Consider the following 10,697-nt stretch of genomic DNA (forward strand, 5'->3'; position numbering starts at 1 on the left):
CCCGTCGCCGGCCGCGCGAGAAGTCGGGTGGGCCGACTTCTCGCGCTCAACCGCTTTGGTGGAGGTCAGTTCCACGGCTCCCGGTCCGGGTCCTCGCCCAGCACCTGAGCGGCGGCCGCACAGAGGTCCCGGCCGTACAGCTGGTTGCTGCCGTACCCGGAGCCCCACAGGTCGGTGGCGGCCCGGGCCACGGCGCGCCAACTGAACTCCTCGTCGACCCGCCAGGTGCGAACCTGCACGGCCATCTCCGTGGTGACCGTCGACGGGTCCACAAGGTTGGGTTTCATCTCAGCGGCTCCAGGTCGTGTCCGACGATTCCGGCCGGACCGTCGATCAGTCCTTCTCCTCGACCTCGACGGCCGCCCGGATGTCCAGCGTGCGCCGGGCCAGTTCCCCGGGCTTGCCGGCGCCCGTTTCGTCGACGACGATGCCGACGGTGTTGCCGTCCGCCCAGGCACAGGTGGCCAGGGACGCGGCCGGGGATTCGATCACCGCGCAGTCCAGCGCGCCGCCGAGGGGGCCGGCCGGGTAGTCCTGGCGCCCGACCACCACCGGGTCGTCCGACGGGGCGCCCGCCGTCTGCGTCTCCGTGCCGAAGTACTTGTCCAGCTCCCGCCGGACGTCCGGGAAGCTGCCGGTCAGCCCGATCACGGTCAGCGTGGTTTCGGTCGACCCGGCGGCGCCGTAGCCGGCCACCGTCAGCTCCCGGTACGGCCGCAGGGCCGTCATCTGCCGCTCGTAGTCGGCGCGCAGGGTCAGGACGCTGTCGTCGTCCGGGAGCCGCACCTGGTCGCCGATCCGGTCCGCGAGCACGATCCGGTGCCGCGTCGGGGCGCCGAACCCGGTCACCGCCGCGACCGTCACCGCGGTGAACAGGACGACGACCACGGCCCCCGCGATCACGGCACTGCGGGGCACCCGCCGGTACCAGGGCAGCGGAGCCACCGGCTCCAGGGTGTTCGCCCAGATCGCCCGGAGGCCGCTGGGCTCCTCGGCCCCCTGGACACTCTCGGACCCGGTCGTATCGTCACTCTGCACGGGCCCGGATCCTACGGCAGCGCCCGCAAGCCCCGCCGGGGTTTTCGCGGGTGAGACGGCCACCGGACGGCGGCCTCGCCCGTCCCCGCGGACCCCGAACCGCGGAACACGCTGCCGTGTGGTCCGCCGGTCCCGCCGGTCGCGCCGATCGCGCGAGAAGTCGACCCGGCCGACTTCTCGCGCCAGCCGGGGTGGTCCTCGCACGGTCCGGCGGAACACACACGCGTACGCGCCCCCGGCAGCTCCCGCACGCCTCTACCGCCTGGTGCGGTGCGACGCCAGATTGGTCGCCGACCGTTGCACCCGACCGAAGGGGAACCGCGATGGGTGAGCACGAGAAGCAGCCGCCGGACCCCGGGCAGGGAACGCCGCCGCCGAACAACACCGACAGCAAGGTCGAGCTGCCGCCCCCGGGCAACGGGAAGCACAAGAAGTGACAGCGGGCGACGACGGGGGCCTGGCCGGGCGCCGAACGCGCCTGGACGCGGAGATGCAGCAGGGCGGGGCGTGGCCGGCCGACTCGCCGTGGCTGCGCGAGGCCTTCGCCGCGCTGCCCCGTGACCGGTTCGCGCCGGATCGGCTGTGGCGGTGGGACGGCCGGGCCTACGCACCGCTCGACCGCGCGGTAGATCCGGGCGGCTGGGCGGACGAGCTGTACTCCGGGGTCTACTCGGCGGCCGTCACCCAGCTCGACGGCGGCCGGCCGTCCTCGTCGCTGTCCGCGCCCTCCGTGGTGGCGGACATGCTGGACAGCCTCCGCGTGGAACCGGGGCACCGGGTGTGGGACCTCGGCACCGGCCAGGGCTGGACGGCGGCACTGGCCGCCTGGCGGGCCGGGCCCGGCCTGGTGGTCGGCACCGAAGTCGACGGGCACCTGGCCGCGTTCGCCCGCACCCGGCTCGCCGCCGCCGGACTCGACGCCGAGGTGACGGCAGGCGACGGCACCGCAGGCGGGGTGCCGGGCGGCGGCCGGGTCGACCGGCTGCACGCCACCTATGCCGTCGAGACCGTCCCCTGGTCCTGGGTGGAAGCGGTGCGGCCCGGCGGACGGATCGTCTACCCCTGGGGCCGGCTGGGGTACCTCGCCCTCACCGTCGCCGACGACGGCGCCGCCGCACACGGCTGGGTCCACGGCCTGGCCCAGTTCATGGGCGACCGGACCGGTCCGGCCCAGCCGGGCACGGGGCCCGCCGCCTATGCGCAGGTGCGCGGCGGTGCCGAGCCCGAGGCGCACGGAGTGCTGGACCGCGACCCGGCCGGCCTGGAGGACTGGCACCTCCGGTTCGCGCTGCGCGTCGCCGTCCCGGACGCCGTGCTGTTCACCGCGCAGGGCGAGGACGGGCCCGCCACCCTGGTCCACGACGGGGACCGCTCGTGGGCCGAGATCCGCCCCCGATCGCAGCTCCTCCAAGGCGGGCCGCGCCGCCTCGGCGACGAGGTGCTGGCCGCCTGGACACAGTGGGACGCGCTGGGCCGCCCCGCCCCGTACGACTACGGCATCACCGTCACCCCCGACACCCAGTGGGCCTGGCAGGGCGCCCCGGACACCGGCCCGAGATGGCCCATCGGCGGCCTGCACCCGGCCACGCGCTGACCACGAGCCCTGCCGAGCAGCCCCCGCGCCCCCGCCCGGGGCGGCCGCCGCATCGGGCAATGGAGCCGCGCTGAACGACGTTCTCCGGCGATCCGGGCCGGACGAGGACTTCGCGGCGGACGTGGCGCCCGCTCGCGCCATGTCCGCCGAGTTCGCCGTGTTCGCCGACGAGGTGGCCATGGCCGCCGTCAGCGCCGCTGAACCTCTCTCCACCTGAGGGGCCTGCGCGAGAAGTCGGACCGGCCGACTTCCTGCGCCGGGTTCGGGAGCCTCGGCGTGGGAGGTCTGTGACTCCCGGGATGGTCACTGGCGTGTGAGAGTCTGTCCACGCTTGCCCAAGGCCTGTTTGCGCGATTCACTTGCACAGAAAGGCCCCACAGCCCGCGAAGGGGGGATCACAGATGCTATTGAACTTCAGGGTCGCGAACCACCGCTCGATCAGAGACGAGCAATCCCTACAGCTGAACCCGGTCTACGACGCGGACCGGCCGCCCGGGACGCACTGGGAAGCGGTCCCTGTGGTGGGCATCTTCGGGGCCAATGCCGCTGGCAAGTCGAACGTCATCGATGCCCTGGCGTACATGACCAGGATGGTCGTCAGCTCGCATCGCGACGCGGAGCCGGACGGGGGCGTGGCCCGTCAACCCTTCCGGCTCGAAGAGGCGGCGCGCGGGGAACCGTCCTGGTACGTGGTGGACCTGCTGATCGACGGGATCCGCTACACCTACGGGTTCAGCGTGGACGACGACCGGGTGGTCGACGAATGGCTGCACAGCTTCCCCCACGGCAGGAAGCGCAAGATCTTCGAGCGTTCGGTCGACGGGCTGGAGATCGGTGACTCGCAGCACCGGCGAGAGCTGGAGCTGGTCGAGAACATCACCGAGCCCAACGTCCTCTTCATGTCCCTCGCGGCACGCTCCCGGCAGGACGACTTCCGCCCGGTGTACGACTGGTTCGCCCGAAGCCTCCAGTTCAGCCGGCGAATGCAGGGCCCTGGCCGCATCGGTACAGCGCGGATCCTCGAAAACCCGGACCGGCACCCTGAGTTCATCGCGCTCCTGCGTGCCGCAGACCTCGGGATCGCGGAATGCGGCACGGAGCGCGTGCTGCTCGACGAGGAAGAGCTGCGGAAGCGCTACGGTACGCGCATTCCGTCGTGGCGGCTGGAGGAACTCGAAGAGCACGGACCACGTGAGGTCATGCGCCCCTGGATAGGCCATCGCGGGCGCGACGGGATCGTCAGGATGGACGTTTCCGAGGAGTCCGAGGGCACCCAGGCCCTCCTGCGGCAGGCACCTCTCTTCATGGGGGCGCTCCGTCGGGGTGGCACCTTCGTGGTGGACGAGATCGATTCGAGCCTCCACCCGATCCTGACAGCGCGCCTGATCGGGCTGTTCCAGGATTCCGCGACCAACCCGAACGGTGCCCAGCTGATCTTCACCTCGCACGATGCCAGCCTGCTCGGCCGAACCGACGGCGAGGACGTCCTGCGGCGGGACCAGGTCTGGTTCGTGGAGAAGAACGAGCACGGCGAGACGGAGCTGTTCGCCCTCGCCGACTTCAAGCCGCGCCAAGAGGAGAACCGCGAGCGGCGGTACCTCGGCGGGAGTTACGGCGGCGTGCCGTACATCGACGACGATTTTGCCAGCGCCATGGCGGCGCGGGGGGACGATGATGGCAAGGGCGGCGAAGCCGAGCGGACGCAAGCGTCCCACAGGCGCTGAAGTCGAGTGCTCGGAATATCGAGGTGGCGTTCTCCAATCCGTGTTTCGAGGTGTGGCTCCTGCTGCATTTCACGGAATACCGCCGTCCGGCCCGTTCGTTCAGGGAACTCCTGCCAGTCCTTGAGAGAACCTTCCCGGCCGGATACGAGAAGACCGGCGTGAAGTTCGACCACTACGAACCGCACTGGCGGTTGGCGGCGAGCCGGGCGAAGCAGCTGGCGGAGCCCGGGAGCGAGCACGAGACCAATCCGTCCACCGGCGTGTGGAAGCTCGCGCTCGCCATCGGGGGTGGCGAAGCCGGGTCGTGACGTCCCGGGTCAGGAGATCGAGAAGCCCATCTGGTTGACCACCGGCGTCATCGGCACGTACAGCACCTGCGCGTAGCAGGTCGTCTGGTGCGCCGTCGATCCGGGCGGGCAGGCGACCTCCGACCTGGCGGCGACGATCACGCCGCGGGCCTCCATGTCGCCGTTCGGGCCGGAGGGGTTCGCCAGTGCGGGGCCGCCGCTGTCGCCCTTCGCGGCGACCGCCCGCCGGTCGCCGCCCTTCGACTCCGCGATGTCCACCGGCTTGATCTTCGTGCCCTCGTCGTTCGTCGTCTCCACGTCGACCCGCTTGACCTGCACGTCGCACCTCCACCCCGACTGGGCGCCGCTCAGGCAGATCAGGTCCCCGACGTTGTTCCGCCCGGCGCCGTACGTGTGCCGGGACGAGCCGCCGTTGTCCGACCAGGAACCGTCGTAGAACCGGCCGCCGCCGTTCCCGTTGACCGCGATCATGCCGACGTCCAGGCCGTTGCCGACCGCGGCCAGGTCACCGATGTAGCTGCCGGTGCCGTTGTAGTACCGGCCGCCGCCGCAGTGCGCGGCGGTCAGCACCACCTTCGTCCCGCCCTTCCAGCCGCTGAACGCCGTCGAGCAGAACGACGCCTTTCCGGTGTTCACCTCGGCGCCCGCGTAGTACGGCGCGCTGTCGGAGTGCCGGTTGCCGGACAGCGCCACCGGTGTCTCCTCGACGCCGGCCGACACCGGCATCCCGGCGATCTCGGCGGCCCGCGAGGAGTACGCCTGCACGGTCGCGTCGCCGCCGGTCAGCTGCTTCGCCGGCGCCGGCGCGTACGTGATCGCGATGGCGGTGCCGTCCTCCTGCGGGCCGATCGACGTCCACGCGTCCCGCGCCACCGCGGCCGTGAACCGGTCGATCGCGGCGCGCATCTCCGCGCGGGAGTACGGGCTCGGATGGACGTCGACGGTGTAGCCGGGGCCGACGTCCGCGGCGTTCGCGTCCAGCAGGGAACGGACCTGGGCCGGGGTCTCGCCCTTCCAGTAGATGTCGGCGTGCTGGTTCGCCGCGTCGATCACCGTCCCGGCGTAGCCGGCCGCCGCCGGATCCCGGGACTCCACCCACTCCTGCACCGGGTCCGTCATGTGGTGGAGCAACTGCTGGGCCTTCGGATCGCGGAGCACCGGCAGGGTCACCGACAGGTAGGGCTCGTCCTTCACGACGTCGGCGGCCATCAGGGCGGAGGCGACCACGGTGGTCAGGGCCAGGGACAGCACGAGGCTGGAGCGGCGCACGAGCGGGTCCTTCCGGTGGGCCGATGGGGTCGACACTCAGCGTAGGGAGGAATGAACGGTCCGCTACGGTCCGGAAGTCGAGGGCGGGCCGCTGGTGGTTGCACGGCCGAGGAGACGCGCCCCCGGGAGGGGCGTGACGGCCTCCCGGGGGCGCGTGGGGCGGGCGGTCAGGCGTTCTGCGCCCCGAACCCCGCGACTGCCGCGAGGAGACCGTTCCTGCGGGGTGAGGACGCGTCAACGGCCCTCGCCGCGTGAGAAGTCGGACCGGCCGACTTCTCACGCCCGCCGGTCGGTACCATCGACGCGTGAACCTGTACTGGCACGTCGTGCTGCCACCGCTCAGCGCCTGATCGGGCGCGCGCTTCGGTGGCTTGACCCCCCACGACCCCGGCTCGGCCCGACAGCGGCCGCCGTGGGTCGGCGGCGTGCGCCCGTTCTCGGAAACCCGTTCCCCTGACGGTCTTCGACGACGGAAGTTCACGACTGTGCCGAATCGTTTGTCCTCACCTGCCCGCACCCTCCCCACGGCCCCCCGCCGCGCCCGCCGCACCCGCCCGCGCGGCGGCGTGGCGCCGATCCTGACCGCCGCCGTGCTCTGGGGCACCACCGGGACGGCCAGTTCGCTGGCACCCGCAGGCGCCCCGGCCGCGGGAATCGGAGCCGCCGGGCTGGTCCTCGGCGGGCTGCTCCTCTTCCTCACCGACCGCGCCGCCCGCGTACTGCCCCGGAAGTGCGGGCCGCACGAGCGGTGGCTGCTCGCGGCCGGCGCCATCGCGGTCGCCGGATACCCGGTGACCTTCTACCCGGCGGTGAGCCGTACCGGCGTGGCCGTCGCCACCGTCATCGCGCTCGGCAGCGCGCCGGTGTTCACCGGACTGCTCGGCTGGCTCACCCGACAGGGACGGCCCGGCGGACGCTGGGCCGGGGCCACCGCGCTGGCCGTACTCGGCTGCGCCCTCCTGGTGCTCGGCCCCGAACTCGCCGGGGGCGGCACGACGGTGGACCTGCCGGGCGTGCTCCTGGCCGCGCTCTCGGGACTCTCGTACGCCGTCTACTCGCTGATCGGCGGGCGGCTGATCGCCGGCGGACACCCCTCCGGCGGGGTGATGGGCGCGATGTTCGGCGGCGGAGCGCTGATCGTCCTCCCGGTGCTGCTGTGCGGCCCCACGGGCTGGCTGCTCACGCCGCGCGGAGCGGGCGTGGTGCTGCACCTCGCGGTGATCACCACCTTCCTCGCCTACTGGCTCTTCGGCCACGGCCTACGCCACACCACCGCCCAGACCGCCACCACCCTGACCCTCGCCGAACCCGCCGTCGCCGCAGTACTCGGCGTAGCCGCCCTCGACGAACGCCTGCCCACCGCCTCCTGGTACGGCCTCGCCATCCTCGCCGGAGGCCTGGCCTTCCTGGCCCTCCCCGCCCGCCGGTAGCGGCCCCGGGGGTGCTCGCACTGCAGGAACCCTGCCGAGGGGGCAACCGCGCAATGCGACCGGGCACTTTCCCCGGCTGCTGTCCCGGATCGCCTGTGGGGGCGCAGGTCTGTCGGTGAACTGACCGATGCCGTCCGCCCGCTGAGGTTCGTCGTCCGTGCCGTTCCTACTCGACCTGCCCGGGGCGCCACACACGGTCCGCAAGGCCGAGTCTCCGTCGCGGGCTCGCCGTCGTGGCCGGAGGGCTAGCCTTCCTGGCGCTCCCGGCTCGGCGGTAGGGGCCTCGGCCCGCGCGAGAAGTCGGACCGGCCGACTTCTCGCGCGAGGGCCCCGGTTCGCTCGAGGTGCGGGAACTCTGCGGAGGGCGGTTTCCGGGGTCAGCTGGGGAGAACCGCGTGATGCGAAGGGGGCTCCGGCCGACCGCGTTCCCCTGTTGCTGTCCCGGATCGCCTACGGGGACGGGGGCGCGGCCCGCAGGGCTGTTGGTGAACTGGCCGATGCTGTCTGCGCGCTGGGGTTTGTCGCCGGCGAGGCGATGGCTCCCATGGTGCCGTTCCTGCTCGGACTGGTCGGGGTGCCGCATGTGGTCGGCAACGGCGAGTTGTCGGAGGCGGTCGAGAGGTGGGCTGGTCGGTTGCGGGCTCGCTGATCTGGCCGGGGGTTGGCCTTCTTGGTGCTTCCGGGGTGGCGGTTGGTGCCTCGGCCCGCGCGAGAAGTCGGACCGGCCGACTTCTCGCGCGAGGGCCCCGGTTCGCTCGCGGTGCGGGAAGGCTGCGGAGGGCGGTTTTCGGGGGCCGCCAGGGTGAGCTGCGGGATGCGACGGGGGATCGGGGCGGCGAGCTGTCGGCCGCAGCCCGGCTTGGAGGCGGCCGCGCGGAGGGTTGTCCTGGCGGGTTGGTCGATTGTGGGCTTGTCGTCTTGGCCGGGGGGCCTTCCTGGTGCTTCCGGGGCGGCGGTAGGAGTGTTGGGCCGCGCGAGAAGTCGGGCCGGCCGACTTCTCGCGCGAGGATCGGATGGAGGGGCAGGGGTGGGACGTCTGTTGAGGACGGTGTCCGGGGTTCGCTGGGGAGAGCTGCGCGATGTGACCGGGGCTCCGGCCGGCCGCATTCCCCCGCTACTGTCCCGGATCGCCTACGGGGACGAGGGCTCGGCCCGCAGGGCTGTCGGTGAACTGGCCGATGTCGTCTGCGCGCTGGGGTTCGTCGTCGGCGAGGCGACGGCTCCCACAGTCCCGTTCCTGCTCGAACTGGTCGGGGCGCCGCACGTGGTCTGCAAGGCCGAGTTGTTGGACCTGCTGGGAAGCATCTGCCAGGCCGACCAGTGGCACTCCGCCGCCGCGGCAGCCGGCGACCGGCACGGCGCGAGCCGTCGGCCGCAGGTCGACTTGGAGGCGGCCGCGAGGAGGGCCGTCCACGCGGGTTGGTCGGTCATCGTGGGTGTGGCCTCCTCCGTGCGGCCGGAGGAGGCTGGGGCTGCGCGGAGGCTGCTGCGGGTGATGGACGACGCTCCGCCGTTTCCGGAGGCGTGACCGGGGAACCGGTGGTCGCGGGGTGGTCCTCAGGTGTCGAAGGTGATGGCGGGCGTCCCGGAGTTCCGGGTGAGGAAGTGCAGCAGCTCGGCGAAGCCGCGCGCGTCGTCGAGGGCCTTGTGGGTGTGCCGCACGCCGCCGAGCCAGTGCGGGGGCAGTGCCGGTGCCGGGAGGTCCGCGGGCGGTCGGCCGGTCAGTGCCGCCGTGTACGAGCGCAGGCACAGGGCCGGGCCGTGGAAGAGGAGATCCTGCTCGTAGGGGCCCTGGTGCAGTCCGAAGGAGGTGAACCGGCGCAGGTAGTAGTCGATCCAGGTTCCGTCGAACGACAGGGGTGCCGCGGCGAACGCCCGCCGGCCGGGCAGGGACCGGACCCACTCGACGTACCCGGTCATGACGTCGGTGACGGGCTCCGGGTTCGTCGTCGCGGCCTCCCAGGCGCCCGGCTCGGAGTCGAACCACTCCTTCGTGCGCGGGTTCGGGGCCGATCCGGGAAGCGGTTCGAGGACGGCTTCGAACTCGCCGAAGGTCCGGCCGTCCATGGTCGTGGCCACGGACGCGAAGGACCGCATCGAGTTCGGTCCCGGCCACGGGCCGTCCACCTCGATGTCGGTCACCACGTAGGTCCAGTCGCTGAGTTCGGTCATGCGGCCGACGCTACCGCCACGGCCTCCCCCGTCGGTGCGGGTTCACGTGAAGCGGTTGCCTTTGGTGGTCCCGTTTGATGGGCTGGTCGGATGGGACACGCGGGGCAGGAGAGCCGGACGGCGAGGTACGACCGGATCGGCGTCGGGTACCGGCAGGTCCGTCGGCCCGATCCGCGGCTGCACGCGTTGATCGGGTCGGCGCTGCGGGGAGCGCGCACGGTGGTCAACGTCGGTGCGGGTGCGGGGTCGTACGAGCCGGAGGGCGCCGAGGTCACGGCCGTCGACCCGTCGCAGGTCATGCTCGACCAGCATCCGGGGGAGCGGAAGGTCAAGGCCTCGGCCGAGCAACTGCCCTTCGAGGACGGGGCGTTCGACGCGGCGATGGCCGTCCTGACCGTCCACCACTGGTCGGACCCGCGGCGCGGGCTGGCCGAGCTGCGGCGGGTCGCGCGGAGGCAGGCGGTGTTCACCTGGGATCCGGCGCACCGGCCGCAGCTGTGGCTGCTGGAGGACTACCTGCCGGAGATCAGGGAGTTGGAGGACTCCCGCTTCGCGGCGCTGGAGGAGGTGGTGGAGGCCCTGGACGCGCACACCGTGCTGCCCTTCCCCGTCCCCTGGGACTTCACCGATGGCTTCCAGATCGCCCACTGGCGGCGGCCCGAGCACTACCTGGACCCGGTGGTCCGGCAGGCCAGTTCGACCTTCGCGCAGCTGCCGCCGGAGGTGGTCGAGCTGGCCGTCGAGCGGCTGCGGGCCGACCTCGCCTCGGGGGCGTGGCACCGGCGGTACGCCGACCTGCTCGACCGGGACAGCATGGACTACGGCTACCGCCTGGTCCTCGCCGGCGAGCGGCCGGCCGGGTAGGCGTTCTCGGCGGCTGCCGCCGCACAGGAAGTCGGCCGGTCCGACTTCCTGTGCAGCGCGGCTGGTTGACCGAGGGCCGTGAACGGAGCGCAGGACTCGCAGGTGTGGATCCCGGGGGTGCGAGGACGGCCCCTCGGTGCCGGGCGAAGCCTGCGGGGGCGCGGCGGCTGTCAGGCCGTCGAGGGGGAGCCGACTTCCGGCGGCTAGATGAGTGAGTCCGATTGCTGGGCTGGCCGCGACCATGACGAAGGGTGCCCGTTGGTTGGTTTGTGAAGACGAACCTGGACACCCTTCTGAC

General features: G+C 72.5%; 10 protein-coding genes. 6 read left to right on the top strand and 4 right to left on the bottom strand.

Annotated features, from left to right (window positions below; all coding sequences use genetic code 11):
- Positions 1 to 65 precede the first annotated feature (65 nt).
- Together ACWDD9_RS24150 and ACWDD9_RS24155 are read right to left on the bottom strand one after the other, a co-directional pair.
- On the bottom strand, positions 66 to 287 hold the full coding sequence (locus tag ACWDD9_RS24150; protein ID WP_049649072.1) for a hypothetical protein: 222 nt from the start codon (positions 285 to 287) through the stop codon (positions 66 to 68).
- Between the two features lie 46 nt (positions 288 to 333).
- On the bottom strand, positions 334 to 1,038 hold the full coding sequence (locus ACWDD9_RS24155; RefSeq protein WP_449812617.1) for a hypothetical protein: 705 nt from the start codon (positions 1,036 to 1,038) through the stop codon (positions 334 to 336).
- 433 nt (positions 1,039 to 1,471) lie between these two features.
- Between ACWDD9_RS24155 and ACWDD9_RS24160 the strand changes: the two genes are divergently transcribed.
- From ACWDD9_RS24160 to ACWDD9_RS24170, 3 genes are all read left to right on the top strand, one after another.
- Positions 1,472 to 2,632, top strand: coding sequence for a protein-L-isoaspartate O-methyltransferase (locus ACWDD9_RS24160; RefSeq protein WP_449812618.1), 1,161 nt, complete (start codon positions 1,472 to 1,474; stop codon positions 2,630 to 2,632).
- A 401-nt stretch (positions 2,633 to 3,033) separates the two neighbouring features.
- Complete coding sequence (locus ACWDD9_RS24165; RefSeq protein ID WP_449812619.1) at positions 3,034 to 4,356, top strand: AAA family ATPase; 1,323 nt, start codon at positions 3,034 to 3,036, stop codon at positions 4,354 to 4,356.
- A gap of 23 nt (positions 4,357 to 4,379) precedes the next feature.
- Positions 4,380 to 4,664: an RloB family protein gene (locus ACWDD9_RS24170; protein ID WP_375876959.1), complete on the top strand. Its 285-nt coding sequence runs from the start codon at positions 4,380 to 4,382 to the stop codon at positions 4,662 to 4,664.
- Between the two features lie 9 nt (positions 4,665 to 4,673).
- Here ACWDD9_RS24170 and ACWDD9_RS24175 read toward each other — a convergent pair whose 3' ends face one another.
- Positions 4,674 to 5,933: a chymotrypsin family serine protease gene (locus ACWDD9_RS24175; protein WP_049649075.1), complete on the bottom strand. Its 1,260-nt coding sequence runs from the start codon at positions 5,931 to 5,933 to the stop codon at positions 4,674 to 4,676.
- Positions 5,934 to 6,418: 485 nt separating this feature from the next.
- Here ACWDD9_RS24175 and ACWDD9_RS24180 point away from each other — a divergent pair, with 485 nt between their 5' ends.
- A complete protein-coding gene (locus ACWDD9_RS24180; RefSeq protein WP_449812620.1) occupies positions 6,419 to 7,363 on the top strand; it encodes a DMT family transporter in 945 nt (314 codons plus the stop codon).
- Between the two features lie 1,027 nt (positions 7,364 to 8,390).
- Positions 8,391 to 8,891, top strand: coding sequence for a hypothetical protein (locus ACWDD9_RS24185; protein WP_117489605.1), 501 nt, complete (start codon positions 8,391 to 8,393; stop codon positions 8,889 to 8,891).
- 29 nt (positions 8,892 to 8,920) lie between these two features.
- On the opposite strand, the gene ACWDD9_RS24190 is transcribed toward ACWDD9_RS24185, so the two are convergent.
- On the bottom strand, positions 8,921 to 9,535 hold the full coding sequence (locus tag ACWDD9_RS24190) for a hypothetical protein (protein WP_387822111.1): 615 nt from the start codon (positions 9,533 to 9,535) through the stop codon (positions 8,921 to 8,923).
- Between the two features lie 90 nt (positions 9,536 to 9,625).
- Here ACWDD9_RS24190 and ACWDD9_RS24195 point away from each other — a divergent pair, with 90 nt between their 5' ends.
- A complete protein-coding gene (locus tag ACWDD9_RS24195; protein ID WP_449812621.1) occupies positions 9,626 to 10,399 on the top strand; it encodes a class I SAM-dependent methyltransferase in 774 nt (257 codons plus the stop codon).
- Positions 10,400 to 10,697: the final 298 nt, after the last annotated feature.

The organism is Kitasatospora sp. NPDC001119 (genome assembly GCF_053598475.1).

What these genes read in the sequence shown, in the direction of transcription:
- ACWDD9_RS24150 (WP_049649072.1), bottom strand. Translation starts at nt 287, where the DNA reads ATGAAACCCAACCTTGTGGACCCGTCGACGGTCACCACGGAGATGGCC.
- ACWDD9_RS24165 (WP_449812619.1), top strand. Translation starts at nt 3,034, where the DNA reads ATGCTATTGAACTTCAGGGTCGCGAACCACCGCTCGATCAGAGACGAG.
- ACWDD9_RS24190 (WP_387822111.1), bottom strand. Translation starts at nt 9,535, where the DNA reads ATGACCGAACTCAGCGACTGGACCTACGTGGTGACCGACATCGAGGTG.
- ACWDD9_RS24195 (WP_449812621.1), top strand. Translation starts at nt 9,626, where the DNA reads ATGGGACACGCGGGGCAGGAGAGCCGGACGGCGAGGTACGACCGGATC.